Here is an 18530-nt window from a genome sequence, read left to right as displayed (position 1 = left end):
GGTGTGGCCGGAGCCGTACGGCGGTGTGGCCGGAGCCGTACGGCGGTGTGGCGATGAGTTCCGGGGGCCGGTGGAGTCTTCACTGGGAGTGGCGCCGGAGGTGTGCGCGGTATGCGTCCGGGGCCGCCCCGGCAGGACGCCCCCGGCAGGACGGAAGGACCCGGACGATGACCGAGACGATCGACTTCGCGGCGCAGGCGCGGCTGGTGTCGCAGCTCGCGGCCCGGACCGCCGAGGAGCAGCTCGATGCCCCCACCCCCTGCGAGGCGTACGCGGTGCGCCATCTGCTGGGCCACCTCGTCGGCCTGGCCGCGGCCTTCCAGGAGGCGGCGCGCAAGGACCTCGGGCCGATGACGAGCGTCGACCCCGGTGCGACGGAGCCCGATGTGGAGCCCGGCTGGCGCACCGAGCTGGACCGGAATCTGCAGGGCATGGCGGAGGCCTGGCTCGCCCCGGAGGCCTGGGAGGGCGAGACCCAGGCGGGCGGGGTGACCCTTCCCGCGGCCATCGCGGGCCGGATCGCGCTCAATGAGCTGGTACTGCACGGCTGGGACCTGGCGCGCGCCACCGGCCAGGAGTACGCGCCCGACGCGGCGAGTCTCGGGGTCTCGTATGCGCTGCTCATGCAGTTCGCCGAGAGCCCGGAGCGCGGGCCGTTCGGCCCGCCGGTGGAGGTGGCGGCGGACGCACCGCTCCTCGACCAGGTGGTGGCGCTCAGCGGCCGCCGGCCGGACTGGACGCCTCCGACGTCGTAGTCGGGGGCCCGAACGGCTCGACGGGGCGGTGCCCGGCCCTCCCGCGTGCGGCGCTGGACGTACGGCGCCGAGTGCGGCGAGTGCGGAAAGTGCGGCGTGCCCTGGACGCGGGTGTGGCGGTGAGGGGAACAGGCGCGGGGACAGGCCGGGGGCGGGCGGCATCCTCACGCGGGGGCGGGCCCCTGGGCACCCTTTCGCAGCCGGGTCTTGAGGATCTTGCCGCTGGCGTTGCGCGGGAGTTCGGTGACGAAGGTGACCTCCCGCGGGACCTTGTAGTTGGCCATCTCGCGGCGGGACCAGGCGATCAGATCGTCGGCGGTGAGCAGGGAGCCGGGGCGGCGGACCGCATAGGCCTTGCCCACCTCGCCGAGGCGGGGGTCGGGTATGCCGACGACGGCGACGTCGGCGATGTCCGGGTGGCGGCCGAGGAGTTGCTCTATCTCTGCGGGATAGGCGTTGAAGCCGCCGACGATGAACATGTCCTTGATGCGGTCGGTGATCCGGAGGTTGCCGTCCGCGTCGAGCACGCCCACGTCGCCGGTGCGCAGCCAGCCGTCGGGGGTGAGCGCGCGGGCCGTGCCGGCCGGGTCCTCGAAGTAGCCGGACATCACGTGGTAGCCGCGGACCAGCACCTCGCCGGGGTCGCCGGGCGGCAGCGGGCGGTCCGCGGCGTCGACGACCCGTACCTCGGTGCCGGGAAGGGCACGACCCGAGGTCGCGGCGATCACCTCGGGCGGATCGCCGCGGCGGCACATCGTGACGACGCCCGAGCTCTCCGAAAGGCCGTAGGCGGTCAGGACGGTGGAGATCTTCAGCTCGCTGCGCAGCCGCTCGACCAGTTCCAGGGGGACCACGGCGGCGCCGGTGACCACCAGGCGCAGTGCGGAGAGGTCGTGCCGGGCGCGGGCGGGGTGGTCCAGGAGCTGCTGATGGAGGGTGGGCGGGCCGGGGAGGACGGAGATCCGCTCGGCGGCGATCTTGGCGAGCGCGGTCTCCACGCTGAAGACCGGCTGGGGGATCATCGTCGCACCGCGCAGCAGACAGGCGATGATCCCGGCCTTGTAGCCGAAGGTGTGGAAGAACGGGTTGATGATCAGGTAGCGGTCGTCCTCCCGGAGGCCGGCCAGTTCGCTCCAGACGTCGTAGGCGCGCAGGGTCTGCGCATGGGTGATCACGGCGCCCTTGGGACGGCCGGTGGTGCCGGAGGTGAAGATGATGTCCGAGGGGGCGTCGGAGCGCACGGCGTCGGCCCGGTCGTGCACGGTCTCCGGTGGCACCGCGGCGCCGCCGGCGAGGAACTCCTGCCAGGTGACGAAGTCGGCGGGGGCGTCGTCGGAGAGCACCACGACCTTTTCCAGCCGCGGCAGTCCGGGCAGCGGGCCGTGGCCGGTGCCTTCCCGGGCGGCGCGGCGGAGTGCGGCGAGGTAGGACGTGCCGAGGAAGGTGCCGGTGATGAAGAGGAGCTTGGCGCGGGTGCGGCGCAGGAGGTAGGCGGCCTCGGTGCCCTTGAAGCGGGTGTTGACGGGGACGAGGACGGCGCCGGCGGTGACGGCCCCGAGGGCGGAGACGATCCAGTCGAGGGTGTTGGGCGCCCATACGGCCACACGGTCGCCGGGCACGACCCCGGAGGCGATACAGGCGGCCGCCGCCCGCTCCACCCGCTCGCCCAGCTCGGTGTACGAGACCCGGGTGCGGCCCTCGATCACGGCCTCCCGGGAGCCGTACCGCCGGGCGGCCGCGCGCACCAGGCGGGGGATGGCGCCGTACTCCAGGTCCGCCCGCGCCTCCACGTCGTCGCGCATCGCACTGCCTCCCGCCGAAGAGCTGTACGCCAGTAGCTGACTGTCCGTCAGATTAGCGGTAGCCTCCTCCGCTGTCAGCACTGGCGACCGACCACGGAGGTGGCGATGGGGGCGACCCTCAAGGACGCTACGGCGATAGCCGGCATCGGACAGACCCCGTTCGCCCGGCAACTCCCGGAATCCGAGAAGACCTTGGCCTGCCGGGCGATCGTCGCGGCACTGGACGACGCCGGGATCGCCCCCTCGGAGGTGGACGCCTTCGCCTCCTACACCATGGAGGAGACCGACGAGGTCGAGATAGCCAAGGCCATCGGCGCCGGGGACGTCACCCACTTCTCCAAGGTCGGCTACGGCGGCGGGGGTTCCTGCGCCACGGTGGCCCACCTGGCCGCCGCCATCGCCACCGGCCAGGCGAGCGTCGGTGTCGCCTGGCGGTCCCGTAAACGCGGCTCGGGACCGCGCCCCTGGAAGAACACCCGGGTCCAGCTGCCCACCCCGGGACAGTGGACCCGCCCCTTCGGACTGCTGCGCCCCGCCGACGAGATCGGCATGCTGGCCCGCCGCTATATGCACGAATACGGCGCCACCCGCGACCACCTCTTCAACGTCGCGCTCGCCTGCCGCAACCGGGCCAACCAGAACCCGGTCGCGATCATGTACGAACGCCCGCTGACCCGCGAGATGTACATGACCGCCCGCTGGATCAGCGAGCCGCTCTGCCTCTTCGACAACTGCCTGGAGACCGACGGCGCGCTGGCCTGTGTCGTGGTCGCAGCCGAGCGCGCCCGCGACTGCCGGCAGCGGCCCGTCTACGTCCACTCCGCCGCCCAGGGCCTGCCCGCCCAGCACCACGGCATGGTCAATTACTGGAACGACGACCCGCTCACCGGCCCCGCCTGGACGGCCGCCCGGCACCTGTGGAAAGGCGCCGACCTCGGACCGCAGGACGTCGATGTGGCCCAGATCTATGACGCGTTCACCCCCCTGATCCCCCTCTCGCTGGAGGGCTACGGCTTCTGCGGGCGCGGTGAGGGCGCGGCCTTCACCGAGGGCGGCGCGCTGGAAATCGGCGGCCGGCTCCCGCTCAACACCGGCGGCGGCGGTCTCTCCGAGGCGTACGTACACGGTTTCAACCTGATCACCGAAGGCGTCAAACAGCTGCGCGGCACCAGCACCGCGCAGGTCCCCGACGCCGCCACCTGCCTGGTCACCGCGGGCGAGGGAGTCCCCACCTCGGCCCTGCTGCTGAGGAGTTGAGACGTCTTGAACACCCGGGAGTCCGCTCGTGAGCCCGTGCACGAGTCCGTTCGCCATGCCATGACACCGATCGTGGCATCCGCCACTGACAACCGGCCCGAGATGGGCGCCGACCTGCTGCTTCCTGTCCCGGACGAGGACGGCGCGCCCTTCTGGGAGTACGCAGCCCGGGGCGAACTGCGCGTCCAGACCTGCGCCGACTGCGACGAACTGCGCTTCCCGCCCCGGCCGTGCTGCCCGCACTGCCAGTCCTTCGCCGCCCGCTGGCAGCGGATGAGCGGCCGCGGCCGGATCTGGTCCTATGTGCTGCCGCACCCGCCGCTGCTGCCCGCGTACGCCGAGCAGCCGGGCTACAACGCGATCGTCGTGGAGCTGGCCGAGGCCCCGCGCATCCGCCTCGTCGGCAACCTCGTCACCGCCGCCGACGCCCCCCTCAACTCCGTCGACCCGGCCCGGCTGCGCATCGGCGCCCCGGTGAAGGCCGTCTTCCACGCCATGCCAGGAGGCGTGACCGTACCCCGCTGGCTCCTGGAGCGGCCATGACGGTCCGCACCGAGATCGAGGACGGGGTCGCGCTGGTCACCCTCGACCGGCCCGAGCGGCACAACGCCGTCGACCTCGCCACCGCCGCCGAACTCGCCGACACCTGGCGGGCGTTCCGCTTCGACGACACCGTACGGGCCGCGGTGCTCACCGGCGCCGGCGGGCGGGCCTTCTGCACCGGCATCGACCGCTCCGTCGACGTCCCCCAGCCGTCCTCGCCCTACTCCCTCGACGACCCGCTGCTCCGCATCGGCCCGAAGGCCAACGACCTGTGGAAGCCGGTCATCGCCGCCGTCGAGGGCATGGCCTGCGGCGGCGCGTTCTATCTCCTGGGCGAGGCCGAGTTCCTCGTCGCCGCCGAGAACGCCACGTTCTTCGACCCGCACACCACCTACGGGATGGTGAGCGCGTACGAGTCCCTCTATATGGCGCAGCGGATGCCCTACGGGGAGGCCGCCCGGCTGGCCCTGATGGGGACGGCGGAGCGGCTGGGCGCACTCCGGGCGTACCAGATCGGCCTGGTCTCCGAGCTGGCCGCACCCGGCGCCGCGGCCGAGGTGGCGCGGCACCGCGCGGCCGTGCTCGCCGCCCAGCCGACCGAGGCGGTCCAGGGCACCGTACGTGCCCTGTGGGCGGCCAAGGAGACAGCCAGAGCGCAGGCCCTGGCGCACGCTCCCCAGCTGATCGCGCTGGGCAGTCTGCCCCCGGACCGCCAGGCCGCGCTGTTCGCCGCCCGCAAGCGGCACGGCGACGGGCACGGTGAGGGGCACGGCAACCAGGACGGCGGACGGGGCGACGGCCAGGACGGCGGACGGAGCGGCCGGCCCCTGGTCAGGTGACGACCGCTCCCCTACGGGTCACATACGGCTCTTGTGCGCCCGGGTGATCTCGCAGGTGAACCAGAACCGTCCGATGGAGGACTGGTTGACGGTGTACTTGGCGGTGTACGTCTCGGTGTCACCGGGACCGACGGTGATCGAGCGCTCGTGCAGCCCGTAGGCCTTCCCGTCAGCCGGCTTGGCCTTCATCCAGTTGACGGCCATGTCGTAGGAGAAGGAATCGTTCATGGACGGGTTGGTGATGGAGACCGTGTACGTGAACTGGCGCAGCGAATCGGAGAAGTCGCAGCCGCTGCCCCTGACGTCCGACCGCCCGTCCGGGTCGTAGGTCTCCTGGGTCGGCGAGGGCGAGAAGGTGGGCTCGTACGACGGGGTCGGGTCGTTCGGGTCGTACCCGCTGGAGAACGTCGGGCTCGGGAAAGAGCTCGGGACCGTCACCCGGGGCCGGCCGAAGGCACAGCCGCCGACGGTCGCCACCGTCACCAGCGCCAGCCCGGCCGCGACCGCTGCCCTGATACCCGTACGGGCGCCCCCGTGGATGCCCGTGCCCCTGCGCATGCCCTGCTTCATTCTGCCCATCCCCCGTGGAAACCGCTGAGCCGTCACTCTTGAATTGACGCGTGCACGGCACCCTAGCAAGCGCCGGTGACACCCCTTACGGGCCCCGGCTACGCGGGCGGGCGTACTTGTCTCGCGCGTGCAGGGGCTCAGGCGTAGCGTCGGTCCCGGAGGATGACCGGACGACCCGAAGCGAGGCGACGCCCGTGGTGCGCAACGTTCTCGGGTCGCTGATCGCCCTCGTCGGAGCGACGGCCGCCGTCTGGAGCCCCTTCCGTCCCTGGTACGACGGCCGTCACGGACGTGACGTGCGGATCGAGGACCTCTTCAACGGGCTCACGCGCACCAGCGCCGCCCTCTTCGGGTCCCTCCTCCTCCCCATGGCGTTCGCCGCCCTGCTGACCCTGATCGGTGTCGCCCTGCGCTCCCGGGTGCTGGTCTCCCTCGCGGGCCTGGTGGTGCTCGGCTTCACGATTCTGTGGATGGTCCGCCAGGGACAGGCTGCGACCGAGCTGACGGCCGGCGCCCGCGGTCTGGGGGTGGGCGTCGCCAACGCCCTCGGCGGCGGCGCGCTGCTGCTGCTCGGCGCCCTGATCATGCGGGGCCGCCCCCGCCGGGTCTACGACCACGGCTATGACGACCGGCAGTACGACGACGGCCGCTACGGACGCTACGCGCACGATGAGCGCTACGACGAGCGCGAGCCCTACGACCCGTATACGCCCTATCCCCCGGGGACTCCCGAACCGTGGGACGCGGGCCGCCCGGGGGCCGAGGAGTGGAACCCGGAGCCCTATCCGACCGGCCCCGGACCTGCCGGCCCCCCGGCCGGTCCCGGCGGACCCGGCGGTCCCGGAGGCGGCCCCTACGGGCAGCAGGAGGACACCCCCACCACACCGCTGCCGATCACCCCGCCACCACCACCGCCCCCGCAGCAACAGCAACAGCAACAGCAACAGCAACAGTGGACACAGGCACAACAGCGGCCACAGCAACCGCCCCCGCAGCAGCCGCAGCCGGCTCCCCCGCCGCCGCCCACCATGCCGGCCCATAAGCAGCCGCCCACGCCTCCGGTGGAGTGGGGCAAGGAGCAGCGACAGCCACGTCCCGCACCGCCCGAGCAACCCGAACGGCGCGAACAGCCCCCGGAGGAACGGGAGTAGACGCACGGGCAGATACGGGGGCGGCGCACGCGGGCCGCCCCGACCACCGCGCACGCGGGCCCCGCCCCGACCACGGCGGCGTCACAAGCCCCGCGCCCGCCCCCCGGCGTCACAAGCCCCGCGTCACGACCGCCGCGCCAGCCCCGTCCCCTTGGCCGCGTCCAGCGCGTACACACAACGGTCCTTGCTGCAGGCGTACACCACACCGCCGACCGCCACCGGCGAGCCGGTGATCTCGCCGCCGGTCTCCAGCTTCCAGCGCAGCTGGCCGCCCATCGCGTCGAGCGTGTAGAGGCAGTGGTCGGCCGAGCCGAAGTGCACCCGGCCCTCCGCGACGACCGGGGCGCCGACGACCTCGGCGCCGGCCTGGAACCGCCAGCGCGGGGTGCCGGTCACCGCGTCGAGTGTGTAGAGCGCCTTGCCGCTGCCCAGATGGACCGCGCCGTGCGCGACCAGCACCGGTTCGGTGGACTGCCGTGCCTCGGTGGCGATCCGCCAGCGGTCGCGGCCGTCCGCCGGGTCCAGCGCGTAGACCGTGCCGAGGTAGTCCGCCAGATAGACCCCGCCGCCGGTGACGGCCGGGCCGGGGGCGAAGGCGGGCGGGCTCAGGAACACCGCGGGCGCCTCGAAGTGCCAGCGCACATCGCCGCGTGCGATGTCGATCGCCAGCACCCGGGTCCCGGCCACGACATAGACCGCACCGTCCGACGCCGGCAGCAGCCGCATCGGCACCCCGCCGCAGGCCGCCGCGTCGCCCACCGGATACGACCAGCGCTCGGCGCCGGTCCGCGCTTCCAGTGCCTTCAGCCGGGCGTCGGCCCAGACGAAGACCGTCCCCTCGTGCACCACGGGCCCGGCCTCGGCGGTCTCGAAGTCGGTCTGGACGCCGCCGGTCTCCCACAGCAGTTCGCCGTTGCCGGCCTCCCATGCCTGGACTCCGCCCCCGCGGGTGCTGGTGACGACGGTCCCGCGGTCGACCTTGAGGGCGTAGACCCAGCCCTCGGTGGTCAGCCGCCAGCGCTCGGTGCCGTCGTCGGCGTCCAGCGCGTACAGGCTCGGGCCGTCCGAGGCATGGATCCGGCCGTCCGCGACCGCCATTGCCCAGGCGACGTCACGGGTCTTGAACTTGCGGCGTCCGCTGGCCACATCGAGCGCATGCACCTCGAAGGAGGTGACGTAGAGCAGGTCGTCGGCGACCGCGGGAGTGCCCCACACATCGTTCGACATCCGGAACCGCCAGGGGCGCCAGCGGCCCGGTTCGGCGGGCGGTGCCTCGGGGGGCGGGGGCGGTGCGGCCTCACCGCGGGCCGGGCTCTCCCCGCCGTTGGCCGGGCCCTGCGGAGGCACCCCGGCCGTGGGTCCGGCGCCGGGCGGCCGTACCCAGTTCGTCGCAGCACCGGCCTGCCCGCGCGGCGGCGGTGCGTCGGCGCGTGGACCCGGCCCTATCGAGGCGGGCGAGCCACCGAGCTGTACGGGACCGGCGGCGCCCTCCCCGGGGGCGGCCGACGGGACGGGTGGTGCGGAGGACAGTGCGGCCGAGGGGGGCGGAGCGGCGGCGGGCGGCGGCGCGGAGACCGGGGTCACCCGGGCCGTCGAGGCGTCCGGGCCGAGCACCGCGGGCTGCGGCATCGGGCCGGGGTGGGCACCGCGCGGGTCGCTGACGCGGTGCGCGCCGGGGCCCGCACCGATCTGGCCGGGCCAGCAGGACTCCGCGGCGGCGGGGGCGCTCTCCGGCCGCGGCGGCGCATGGGCGGGCTGCGCTGCGGGCATCGGGGGCGACACGGGCGGGGCCGGCGGTGCGGCGGGCGCCGGACGGCTCGCACCGCGGCCGGAACCGGCCCGCTGACCGTTGCCGGGTACGGCGGTGCGGCCGCCGCGCCGGCTCTCGATGAGGCCCACCGCGCCGGGCGGCAGCCAGGCCGAGGCGGTACCGCTGTCGTCGCTGCCGGAGCCGAAGAGGTGCGGCGCGAGCTGGGACTGCAGATCGGCGGGGGACGGCCGCTGGCCGGCCTCCATCTGCATACAGGACTCCATGAGCGGACGGAGTTCGTCCGGCAGCCCCGCCAGATCGGGGCCCTCACGCAGCAGCATGAAGACGGTCTCGACCGGATTGGCGCCATGGAACGGCGCATGCCCGGTGGCGGCGAAGACCAGCGTCGACCCGAGGGAGAAGACATCGCTCGCGCCCGTCACACTGCGCGAGTCACGGGCCTGCTCGGGTGACATGTAGGCGGGCGTGCCCACGGCCACATTGGTCATCGTCAGACGGGTGTTGGACACCCCGGAGGCGATACCGAAGTCGATCACCCGGGGGCCGTCCTCGACGACCAGCACGTTCGACGGCTTCAGGTCGCGGTGGACCAGGCCCGCACCGTGGATGGACTGCAGCGCCTCGGCGATCCCGGCCGCCAGCCAGCGCACCGCCTGGGCCGGGAGCGGCCCGCACTCATTGACTATTTCCTCGAGGGAGGGCGCGGGGACATAGGCCGTCGCGAGTCAGGGCACCGCCGCACGCGGGTCGGCGTCCACCACCGCGGCCGTGTAGAAGCCGCTGACCGCGCGGGCCGCCTCGACCTCGCGTGTGAAGCGGACCCGGAACAGCTGGTCCTCGGCGAGCTCGGTACGCACCGTCTTGATCGCCACGCGCCGGCCGGACGCCGAGCGCGCCAGATAGACCAGCCCCATGCCGCCGGCCCCGAGACGGCCGAGCACCTCGAACGGGCCGATCCGCCGGGGATCGTGCTGCGTCAGCTGCTTCAGCTGCTCCACCACTTACCTGCCACCTCCCCGTGGGGCGTAAAAAAGAGACTCTCAATAGCCACGAGCCGCCGAGAGCCACTGCCCCGTGCAGCGTCTCCCCGCCTGCGGCGAGGACTGTCGAAACGGCCGTACGCGTGCTGATTCTTCCTGGCCGAGCCGACGGTTGCGAACCCGGGGCCTGTCCGCCGTGTCACGGCATACCCCCCGTAGCCCGCACCGGGCCTGTTACCCGACGTCACCCCACCCCGCCTGACGTGCTCCGATACGTCCGGCGACGGGTGATTGCCGAGCGGGTTACCGGCCGGTTGGGGCTCCCCTGTGCGCGGCACCGCCCGATATATGGACGTTCACCATTCCGTTTGACGGGCACCTCAGGGGAACGGTTCAGCCTCTGGGGCATCCGATGGCCGCGGTGGCCGAAATCATGCCGTTCCGCCGACCGCACACACTCACCCCCCACCGGCCCTGCCCTCCCCGTCGTCACTTCCGGCCCCACGCCCCAATTCTGCGCGTTCGAAGGTCATTTCGGCGGCATCGCGCCTGGCGTGGCGCCTTGATTGATGCGCGAGCAGCGCAAAGCCCCGGCTGCCGCGGCGGCCATATGTCCACGCTAGCGCCGGTTCACGAAGTATGCGCGACGGAGATTCGAACGCAGGGTCGATTCCCGCGAGGCCCGGAGGGGGCCATGGAGTCGACGGAGAAGCGGGGGTGAAGTTCAACTGACGGCCACCATCGCGCACTTGTTGCACGGAGGGTGACCACTTATCCACCAAAGTTGTCCACAGGCTGTTGATAACACCGTTCACCGGTTCGGACCAAACGGCGCCATACGAGCCGTGCTCGCGGGCGGGCCCGCCACCAGGGCACTCCCCGGGGCCACGCACCCCTAACTCCCCCATCCCCATTTGCAGGCAGCCAAATCGCGCTCCGATCACCCCTCGGTAAGCTGACGGCATGACAGGACAAGTTCGAACCGTCGACGGCAGAGTTGCCGGCCGCCGCGGACAGGCGACGCGGCAAAAGCTTCTCGACTGCCTCAGTGAAATGCTCAGTTCGTCCCCCTATCGGGACGTCAAGGTCATCGATGTGGCCCGAAAAGCGGGGACTTCACCCGCAACGTTCTATCAGTACTTCCCGGACGTCGAGGGCGCCGTCCTCGAAATCGCCGAGGAGATGGCCAAAGAAGGCGCCACTCTGACCGATCTTGTCGCCGGACGCTCCTGGGTGGGCAAATCCGCCTGGCAGGCCGCGGAGGATCTGGTCGAGGGCTTTCTCTCCTTCTGGCGCAAGCACGACGCGATTCTGCGCGTCATCGACCTGGGTGCGGCCGAGGGCGACAAGCGTTTCTACAAGATCCGCATGAAGATCCTCAATGCCGTCACCAACTCCCTTACGGACTCCATCAAGGAACTCCAGAGCAAGAACAAGGTCGACAAGGACGTGAGCCCGGCCGCCATCGCCGGTTCGATCGTCGCGATGCTGGCCGCGGTTGCCGCGCACCAGAAGGGCTTCCAGAGCTGGGGCGTCAAACAGGCCGAGCTCAAGCCGAATCTGGCGCTGCTGGTGCACCTTGGCGTCACCGGAAAGAAGCCGACCAAATAACGAAGTAACCGCGACAGCAGTCGGGGAAGCGGCCGGAGAAGCTGCCGCGCCTCGAAGTCCCGGTGCTCCCGGGACGGTTCGCCGTCGGTCCTGTGTCCGTCCTGCCATAGCTGTACACCACACGCAGCGGGCGCCGCGCGGCCCCTCCGGGGTCCGGCACGGCGCCCGCTGCGCGTATGCGGCGCACCGGCTCGGGCAGAGCCGACGCCCCCTTGCGCACCCGGCCCGCTCAGCGCCGCTCCAGCCGGAACAGCCGGATCTCCCGTGTCACCCGTGCCTGATACGCGGCGTACGGAGGCCAGAGCGCCAGCGCCGCCCGCCATGCCCGCGCCCGCTCCTCACCGGTCAGCAGCCGGGCCCGCACCGGAATGTCCCGGCCCCGCCAACTCACCTCGGCCTCCGGATTCCTGAGCAGATTCCCGGTCCAGGCCGGATGCCCCGGCCGCCCGAAATTGCTGCCGACCAGCAGCCAGCCGCCGCCCTCCTCCGGTACGCACGCCAGCGGAGTACGCCGCGGCAGCCCGCTCCTGGCGCCGGTCGCGGTCAGCACCACACCGGGTAGCATCCGGGCACTGAGCAGCACCTTTCCGCGGGTCAGCCGGTGCACCGCACGGTCCAGGGCGGGGATGACATGCGGCGCGATCCGGGCGAACGTACGGGTCGCGGAGACCTTCATGAGCAACCGCTCACCCGGCGGCATCAGACCTCCACCGCCGCCGTACGGCCCGGCGCACCGGCCGGCTCCCCGCCCCCGCGCGGCTCCCCCGCCGCGTCCGGGAACAGCCCCGCCTCCTCCGCGGCCCGCGCGCGCAGCCGGTGCACGGGCCCCAGCAGCAGCTCGTCGCAGGCCGCGCGCTTGAAGTACAGATGCGCCTCGTGTTCCCAGGTGAAGCCGATACCACCGTGCAGCTGCACCGCCTCGGCCGCCACCGCCCGCAGACTCTCCAGTGCCTGCGCGAGCGCCAGCGCCCCCACCCCGGGCTCGGCCGCACCATACGGACCGGGGGCGCCGCCGGGCGCGTACGGTCCACCGCCCGCCGACCAGGCCGCGTAGTACGCCGCCGAGCGGGCCGCCTGCAGCCGCACATACAGATCGGCGAGCCGGTGCTGCACGGCCTGGAAGGAGCCGATGGGCCGGCCGAACTGCTCACGCTGCTGGACATGGGCGACGGTACGGGCCAGCGCCGTATCGGCCGCGCCGACCGCCTCGGCGGCCAGTGCCGCGGCCGCCGTCAGACCCGTCGCGGCGAGCGCCCCGGCCACCGCCGCCTCGTCACCGTCCCCCTCCCCCAGCAACTCGGCCGGTACATCGCGCAGTTCGAGGCGCGCCTGCGGACGGGTCTCGTCCAGTGCGGTCTGCCGGATCCGCAGCAGACCGGGCACACCGGGCTCCGCCCCGGGCCGGATATCGCTCCCGCCCGCCGCCGCCCGTACGAGGAAGAGCAGGGTGCGGCCCTGCGCGAACCCACCGGTGTGGGCGGCCACCACCAGCACCTCCGCGGTGTGCCCGTTGAGCACCTGCCCGGCCTCCCCGTACAGCCGCCAGCCCCCGCCCGCCGGCCGCCCGCCGTTCTGCGACGGGACGGCCTCGCACTCCCGCGGCGCCCTCCTCGCCTGGATTCCGCCGGCCCGGCCGCCGCCCGACCAACCGCCGTCGTTCGGCCCGGTCAGCGCCAGTGCGGTGGCGAGCCGGCCGCCCGGCACGGCCAGCGTCGCGGTCAGCTCCCCGGCGGCGAGGGCCGGGAGCAGTGCGGTGCGCTGGCGCTCGCTGCCCAGCGCGAGGATCAGCGGGGCGGCCAGCGCGGCGGTCGCTATCAGGGGTGAGGGAAGGACGACGCGGCCGGTTTCCTCGCAGGCCAGGGCGAGTTCGGTGGGCCCGCAGCCCACCCCTCCGTACGCCGTGGGCAGCGCCAGACCGGGCAGGCCGAGCCGGCCGGCGAGCTGCTGCCACAGCTGTGCGTCGTACCCCGCCGGGGTGCGTACCGCCGCCTTGACCTCGTCCGGACCGCAGCGTTTGAGCAGCAGTTCGCGCAGCGTACGGCGGATTTCGTGCTGCTCCTCGGTGAACGCGGCATCCATCGGCGGGCTCCTCCCGGCCGTGCGACAACGCCCGTCCGGTCGACGGGCCCCCGCTTCCGATCTGACGGGCCGTCATAGTAGGGACGGGGGGTGCACTTTCCTAGGCCGGTTCGCAAGTCATCGGCGCCGCCGGGGAACGAAGGCTCAGGACACGCCACAGGCAGGGCGGAGCCGGGTCACGTCGCCGTGACCCGGCTCCCTCGGTCCCGCCGGCCGGTCAGCGGATGAGGTGGACGGTGAGGTTCGTCTCCGTGTCACTGACGTTGACGGCGTGGACGGAGCCGTGGGCGGTGCGGTAGCGCCCGGTGCCTCCGGTGATCGCGAAGTCGATGTTGCCGGGGCCGGCGGCGGTGACGGTGAACCGGCCCTGCGCGGTGAGCTGCCCCAGGGGAAGCGCCAGGTCGGACGTGCACTGGAGGTCGAACTCGTCGGCCGGGGCGGTCCGGGTCAGCGTGCAGATCTGGCTGTAGGTGCCGACCTGGACGATGCCGCGGAAGAGATTCCCGGTGTTGACGAATTCGTCGCCCTGGCTGGGCCCGGACGAGCCGTCCACATCGACGAAGGTTCCCTGAGTCTGCTTTGCGACCAGCTGGAATACGGTCTCTCCCGGGGGAAAGGAATCGGCACCGGCGGCCGATGCCGCGGGTGCACAGAAAAGGATGGCCGACAGTCCGGTGGCCGCGCTCAGCAGAACCTGCTTGAAGTGACGCACAGTTTTCTCCTCTGGGACTGGAAGGGAATTTCACTGACGCTGTGCCGTGAGGTGCCTTGCTTCCCGGACCGATGGCGCGTGGACGGCATGACCCCGCGACTCCCGCCCGGCCCGTCGGCCGGGATTCGGGTCGGCCGGAAACTCGGTGTGCCGGTGCCGCACCGGCCGGCCGGGTCCGCCCGGCCGGCCGTCCGGCGTGCCCGGGTCGATCAGACGTCGGGGCCGGACACGTAGGTGAACCCGCCGGAGGGGGTGCTGCCGTCGGGGCCGGTGACCGTGACCGTGACGGTGCCTGCGGCGCCGCTGGGCGGCGACGTGGCGACCACGCTGGTGTCGGAGACGATCTCGAAGGGCGCCAGGACGCCGCCGAAGGTGACCTGCTCGGTGTGGGCCAGGTCGGTGCCGGTGATCGTCACAATGGTGCCGCCGGAGGTCGGTCCCGTGTTGGGGCTGATATCGGTGACGGTGGGCTGGCTGAGGTAGGTGTAGGTCAGCCCCACGGCGCTCCCGCCGGCGGTGATCACGGTGACGGCGACGCCGCCCGGCCCCGGCGCACCGGCGGCCCTGATGGTGACCTGGGTGTCGGAGACGCTCTGGATCACGGCACGGGTGGCGCCCAGGTACACATCGATCGCCCCGGAGAGGTTGCGGCCGGTGATGACGATCTCGTCGTCACCGCCGGCGACGGGCCCCGCGGCGGGGCTGATGCCGGTGAGGGCGGGCAACGGCACGTAGTAGAAGGTTCCGAGGAAGCCGGTGCCACCCGGGGTGGTGACCGTCACGGGGACGACACCGCCTCCGGCGGGGCTGGTGACGGTCAGCGAGGTATCCGTATTGGCGGTGACGGCGGCCTGAGCGGTGCCGAAGCGCACGGCGCCGGCGTTGGCCAGGTGGTGTCCGGTCACCGTCACGGTGTCACCGCCCCCCGTGGACCCCTGGTCGGGAATCACGGTCGTCGCGATCACACTGACGGTGTTGGCCTCGGCGTTGACCACATAGGCGTGCGTCCCGTCGGGGAAGACCGCGATGCCGGTGGGGCCGGCCCCCACCCCGATGTTCTCGACGACGGTATGGGTGGCGGTGTCGATCACGCTCACCGTGTCCGGGAGGGAATTCGCCACGAACACATGGGCATCGTCCGGGCTCACCGCCAGGAAGCGCGGCTGGGCGCTGACGCCGACGGTGGCGATGACGGCGTTGGTGACGGTGTCGACCACGCTCACCGTGGAACTGCCGGCATTGGTCACATAGAGGCGGGACCCGTCGGGGTTGAGCGCCAGCAGGATGGGGACATCGCCGGCCGTAATCGTCGTAGTGACGGTGTTCGTGGCGGTATCGATCACGCTGACGCTGCCCGAGAAGCACGCCACGTAGGCGCGGGTCCCGTCCGGCGTGATGACCACGCCGGTCCCCCCGGCCCCGACGGGGACCGTGTCGGTGACCGTGTTGGTGGCCGCGTCGATCACGCTCACCGTGGTGCCGGCCTGCTGTGTCACGTAGACGCGGGTGCCGTCCGGGGTGACCGCCGCCATCGTTGGTCCCTCCCCTACGGGGACGTTCGCGACGATGGCATTCGTGGCGGTGTCGACCACGCTGACAAGACCGTCGTCGGCGACGGTCACATAGCCGCGGGTGCCGTCCGGGCTGATCCCCACGAAGCTGGGCCCGGCCCCCGTGGGGATGGTGGCCGTGACGGTGTCGGTGACGGTGTCGATCACGCTGACCGTGTCCGAGCCCCGGTTGGCGACATAGGCGCGGGCCCCGCCGGGCGAAAGGGTAATTCCCTGGGGCAGCACACCCACAGGAATGACGGCGCCTGCCACAAAAGCGGCGCGCAATTCGGAATCCCGCACCTGAGCAGGCGCCGGAATGTGCGGCGTAAAGGCGAACATGACACTCCCTGAGGCAGGCGGGACGATCTTGTCCCGCACACGGAAATGTCTGCTCCGCCGTATGGGCAAACAGCGAGCAGTCAACCGGCCTGGAGCGGCCGGCGAAATGCACAAAGCGATGTGAGAATACCCTGCACGGGAAACCTTTTAAAGGCCGCCGCATATCTCTGATTCTCCGATAATCGCTTTAAGTCCGGCCTCCCCGGAACACTGCGGCCGCGGGGACGGGGACGCATTCCAGCCACCGCGCGTCGAGGCCGGCCGCTCGGAGCCACACTCCGCGCCCTGCCCGCCCTACCAAATCTGATGTACCGTCAGATTCATGCCTACAGGGACCACTTACGGGAATCGCAAGGTCGCCGTCGCCGGAGTCGCCCTGTCCGATTGCGGACGCGTGGACCAGGCCACCCCGTACGCCCTGCACGCCCAGGCCGCCCGCCGGGCACTCGCCGACAGCGGGCTGGACCGTTCGGTGATCGACGGCTTCGCCTCGGCCGGTCTGGGCACCCTCGCACCCGTCGAGGTCGCCGAATATCTGGGCCTGCACCCGACCTGGGTCGACTCGACCTCGGTCGGCGGGGCCACCTGGGAAGTGCTCGCCGCGCACGCCGCCGACGCGATCGCCGCCGGCCATGCCAACGCCGTACTCCTCGTCTACGGCTCCACCGCCCGCGCCGACATCAAGGCCGGGCGCCGCACCTCGAACCTCTCCTTCGGCGCCCGCGGCCCGCTCCAGTTCGAGGTCCCCTACGGGCACACCCTGATCGCCAAATACGCCATGGCCGCCCGCCGCCATATGCACCAATACGGCACCACCCTGGAGCAGTTGGCCCAGGTCGCGGTCCAGGCTCGCGCCAACGCGGCGGCCAATCCGGACGCCATGTACCGCGACCCGATCACCGTCGACGATGTCCTGGGCGGACCGGTGATCGCCGACCCGTTCACCAAACTGCACTGCTGCATCCGCTCCGACGGCGGCTGCGCGGTCCTGCTCGTCGCCGAGGACTACGTCCCGGACCTGGCCAAACCCCCGATATGGGTGCTCGGTTCGGGCACCGCGGTGTCGCACACCACCATATCGGAGTGGGACGACTTCACCGTCTCCCCCGCGGCGGTCTCCGGACAGCTCGCCTTCGCCCGCGCCGGGGTCCGCCCCGCCGAGATCGACCTCGCCGAGCTCTATGACGCCTTCACCTATATGACCTTGGTGACGCTGGAGGACCTGGGGTTCTGCGCCAAGGGCGAGGGCGGCGCGTTCGTCGGGGAGGGGCGGCTGCTGCGGGACGGGGAGTTGCCGGTCAACACCGACGGCGGCGGGCTGGCCGCCTGCCACCCCGGTATGCGGGGGCTGTTCCTGCTGGTCGAGGCGGTACGCCAGCTCCGCGGCGAGGCCGGCCCGGACCGCCAGGTACGCAAACCCGACGGCCGGCTGCCCCACCTCGCGGTCGCCTCGGGCACGGGCGGCTGGTTCTGTTCGTCGGGGACGGTGGTGTTGGGGCGGGGGTGAGGCGGGGCCCGCGACGGCCTCGGGAGGCCGGGCCCGGCGGGAGCCCCGGCGGAGACTCGCGGGCGGGCCCGGCGCCGGGGTCTCAGGGGAGCGGGAGACCGGCGGTCGCTCAGTCGGCGGCCGGGCGGGTGCCGATACTGAAGGCCGTGCCGAAGGGGTCGGTGATCGCGGCCATGCGGGCGTACGGGGCGTCCTCGGGGGTGCCGGCCGTACCGCCGGCGGCGACGGCGCGGGCCGCCACCGCGTCGGTGTCCGCCACCTCGAACACGGTCTGCCAGCGGGAGGCCGGAGCCGTGGGGTCGCCGAAGACACCGCCGATCTCATGGCCGTCGGGCCGGCGCAGGAAGGTGAAGTCGAAGCCCGGGAGGTCGTCGTTGCCGTCGAGCGTGAAGTCGAAGACGGTGGTGTAGAAGCGGCGGGCGGGCTCGGGGTCCGGGGACGCGAGGTCGTTGCGGATCAGGGTGTCGGGCTCGTTCACCAGCTCACAGCCCGGCAGCGTACGCCCCTGCCAGAGGCCGAAGCGAGCCCCGACCGGGTCCACCACGACGGCCGTACGGGCCAGGCCCGCCACATCCGAGGGCGGCACCGGCACCGCCCCGCCGCACTCGACGATCCGCTCGGCCACCGCGTCGCAGTCGTCCGTGGCCAGATACGGCAGCCACCAGGACTCACCCTCGACGTCCGCGGCGGACACGGGCCGCAGCGCCGCCACCCGCCGTCCGCGCAGCAGACACAGGGTGAACGGGCCGGTCGCCGCCGACCGCTCCACGTACTCCCAGCCGAACAGCGCGCGGTAGAACTCCTTCGCCCGGTCGAGGTCGGGGACCCCGAGATCGATCCAAGTCGGCGTTCCGAGCGGCTGATTGATGCTGATCTCGCTCAACGTCTGCTCCTTCGCGGTGACATTGCCCGCGACCGACGTTAGTGGCCCTTTAGGACAGGGCGTGTCCTAGAGAGGCAGCAGGCGGAACGGCAACAGGCAGAGCGGCCGTAGGGAAAGCGGTCGTAGGCAGAGCGCCCTACGCGGCCCATCATGGACAAACGTCATAGACAAGCGTTTA

The 18530-nt window shown here is 72.2% G+C and carries 14 protein-coding genes and 1 pseudogene; 7 read left to right on the top strand and 8 right to left on the bottom strand.

The window, feature by feature from the left end:
- Nucleotides 1–167 precede the first annotated feature (167 nt).
- Nucleotides 168–755 (top strand): TIGR03086 family metal-binding protein, encoded by a 588-nt coding sequence (locus tag SLV14N_RS23345; RefSeq protein WP_208683271.1) that lies wholly within the window; start codon nt 168–170, stop codon nt 753–755.
- A 164-nt stretch (nt 756–919) separates the two neighbouring features.
- On the opposite strand, the gene SLV14N_RS23340 is transcribed toward SLV14N_RS23345, so the two are convergent.
- Nucleotides 920–2557: a FadD3 family acyl-CoA ligase gene (locus tag SLV14N_RS23340; RefSeq protein ID WP_263270904.1), complete on the bottom strand. Its 1638-nt coding sequence runs from the start codon at nt 2555–2557 to the stop codon at nt 920–922.
- Between the two features lie 105 nt (nt 2558–2662).
- Between SLV14N_RS23340 and SLV14N_RS23335 the strand changes: the two genes are divergently transcribed.
- The 3 genes from SLV14N_RS23335 to SLV14N_RS23325 are packed head-to-tail and all read left to right on the top strand — an operon-like array spanning nt 2663 to nt 5196.
- Entirely contained in the window at nt 2663–3814 is a 1152-nt protein-coding gene (locus SLV14N_RS23335) for a lipid-transfer protein (protein WP_263270902.1), read from the top strand.
- 60 nt (nt 3815–3874) lie between these two features.
- Entirely contained in the window at nt 3875–4357 is a 483-nt protein-coding gene (locus tag SLV14N_RS23330; protein ID WP_208688043.1) for a Zn-ribbon domain-containing OB-fold protein, read from the top strand.
- Nucleotides 4354–5196 carry an enoyl-CoA hydratase/isomerase family protein gene (locus SLV14N_RS23325; protein WP_263270901.1) on the top strand — a complete coding sequence of 281 codons (843 nt, stop codon included), beginning with the start codon at nt 4354–4356 and terminating at the stop codon, nt 5194–5196. Before SLV14N_RS23330 ends, SLV14N_RS23325 begins: the two co-directional genes overlap by 4 nt.
- Before the next feature lie 18 nt (nt 5197–5214).
- On the opposite strand, the gene SLV14N_RS23320 is transcribed toward SLV14N_RS23325, so the two are convergent.
- Entirely contained in the window at nt 5215–5754 is a 540-nt protein-coding gene (locus SLV14N_RS23320) for a hypothetical protein (protein WP_263270900.1), read from the bottom strand.
- Nucleotides 5755–5960: 206 nt separating this feature from the next.
- On the opposite strand from SLV14N_RS23320, the gene SLV14N_RS38835 reads away from it, so the two are divergent.
- A complete protein-coding gene (locus SLV14N_RS38835) occupies nt 5961–6917 on the top strand; it encodes a hypothetical protein (protein ID WP_317633717.1) in 957 nt (318 codons plus the stop codon).
- Between the two features lie 123 nt (nt 6918–7040).
- On the opposite strand, the pseudogene SLV14N_RS23310 reads toward SLV14N_RS38835, so the two are convergent.
- Nucleotides 7041–9677, bottom strand: a pseudogene (locus SLV14N_RS23310) (PQQ-binding-like beta-propeller repeat protein).
- A 954-nt stretch (nt 9678–10631) separates the two neighbouring features.
- Between SLV14N_RS23310 and SLV14N_RS23305 the strand changes: the two are divergent.
- The gene (locus SLV14N_RS23305; RefSeq protein WP_026170093.1) at nt 10632–11279 is read left to right on the top strand and encodes a TetR family transcriptional regulator; all 648 of its coding nucleotides are present in this window, start codon (nt 10632–10634) and stop codon (nt 11277–11279) included.
- 229 nt (nt 11280–11508) lie between these two features.
- On the opposite strand, the gene SLV14N_RS23300 is transcribed toward SLV14N_RS23305, so the two are convergent.
- The 4 genes from SLV14N_RS23300 to SLV14N_RS23285 all read right to left on the bottom strand — a co-directional run bounded on the left by SLV14N_RS23300 (nt 11509) and on the right by SLV14N_RS23285 (nt 15962).
- The gene (locus tag SLV14N_RS23300) at nt 11509–11979 is read right to left on the bottom strand and encodes a nitroreductase family deazaflavin-dependent oxidoreductase (protein WP_263270899.1); all 471 of its coding nucleotides are present in this window, start codon (nt 11977–11979) and stop codon (nt 11509–11511) included.
- Nucleotides 11979–13358, bottom strand: a complete 1380-nt coding sequence (locus SLV14N_RS23295) for an acyl-CoA dehydrogenase family protein (protein WP_263270897.1) — start codon at nt 13356–13358, stop codon at nt 11979–11981. Before SLV14N_RS23295 ends, SLV14N_RS23300 begins: the two co-directional genes overlap by 1 nt.
- A gap of 217 nt (nt 13359–13575) precedes the next feature.
- A complete protein-coding gene (locus SLV14N_RS23290) occupies nt 13576–14070 on the bottom strand; it encodes a hypothetical protein (protein ID WP_263270895.1) in 495 nt (164 codons plus the stop codon).
- 209 nt (nt 14071–14279) lie between these two features.
- Entirely contained in the window at nt 14280–15962 is a 1683-nt protein-coding gene (locus SLV14N_RS23285) for an IPT/TIG domain-containing protein (RefSeq protein WP_263270894.1), read from the bottom strand.
- Nucleotides 15963–16284: 322 nt separating this feature from the next.
- Here SLV14N_RS23285 and SLV14N_RS23280 point away from each other — a divergent pair, with 322 nt between their 5' ends.
- Nucleotides 16285–17469 carry an acetyl-CoA acetyltransferase gene (locus SLV14N_RS23280; protein ID WP_263270893.1) on the top strand — a complete coding sequence of 395 codons (1185 nt, stop codon included), beginning with the start codon at nt 16285–16287 and terminating at the stop codon, nt 17467–17469.
- A 109-nt stretch (nt 17470–17578) separates the two neighbouring features.
- Here SLV14N_RS23280 and SLV14N_RS23275 read toward each other — a convergent pair whose 3' ends face one another.
- On the bottom strand, nt 17579–18352 hold the full coding sequence (locus tag SLV14N_RS23275; protein ID WP_263270891.1) for a VOC family protein: 774 nt from the start codon (nt 18350–18352) through the stop codon (nt 17579–17581).
- Between the last annotated feature and the right edge of the window lie 178 nt (nt 18353–18530).

The organism is Streptomyces sp. Je 1-4 4N24 (assembly GCF_026239515.1).
Taxonomy (GTDB): Bacteria; Actinomycetota; Actinomycetes; order Streptomycetales; family Streptomycetaceae; genus Streptomyces; species Streptomyces nigrescens.
The sequence above is the reverse complement of the archived record's forward strand: the minus strand, read 5'-3'. Positions and strand labels throughout refer to the sequence as shown.

Bases quoted from the DNA above. Each gene is read 5' to 3' on its own strand.
- SLV14N_RS23345 (WP_208683271.1), top strand. From the start codon at position 168: ATGACCGAGACGATCGACTTCGCGGCGCAGGCGCGGCTGGTGTCGCAG.
- SLV14N_RS23340 (WP_263270904.1), bottom strand. From the start codon at position 2,557: ATGCGCGACGACGTGGAGGCGCGGGCGGACCTGGAGTACGGCGCCATC.
- SLV14N_RS23335 (WP_263270902.1), top strand. From the start codon at position 2,663: ATGGGGGCGACCCTCAAGGACGCTACGGCGATAGCCGGCATCGGACAG.
- SLV14N_RS23330 (WP_208688043.1), top strand. From the start codon at position 3,875: ATGACACCGATCGTGGCATCCGCCACTGACAACCGGCCCGAGATGGGC.
- SLV14N_RS23325 (WP_263270901.1), top strand. From the start codon at position 4,354: ATGACGGTCCGCACCGAGATCGAGGACGGGGTCGCGCTGGTCACCCTC.
- SLV14N_RS23320 (WP_263270900.1), bottom strand. From the start codon at position 5,754: ATGCGCAGGGGCACGGGCATCCACGGGGGCGCCCGTACGGGTATCAGG.
- SLV14N_RS23305 (WP_026170093.1), top strand. From the start codon at position 10,632: ATGACAGGACAAGTTCGAACCGTCGACGGCAGAGTTGCCGGCCGCCGC.
- SLV14N_RS23300 (WP_263270899.1), bottom strand. From the start codon at position 11,979: ATGCCGCCGGGTGAGCGGTTGCTCATGAAGGTCTCCGCGACCCGTACG.
- SLV14N_RS23295 (WP_263270897.1), bottom strand. From the start codon at position 13,358: ATGGATGCCGCGTTCACCGAGGAGCAGCACGAAATCCGCCGTACGCTG.
- SLV14N_RS23285 (WP_263270894.1), bottom strand. From the start codon at position 15,962: ATGTTCGCCTTTACGCCGCACATTCCGGCGCCTGCTCAGGTGCGGGAT.
- SLV14N_RS23280 (WP_263270893.1), top strand. From the start codon at position 16,285: ATGCCTACAGGGACCACTTACGGGAATCGCAAGGTCGCCGTCGCCGGA.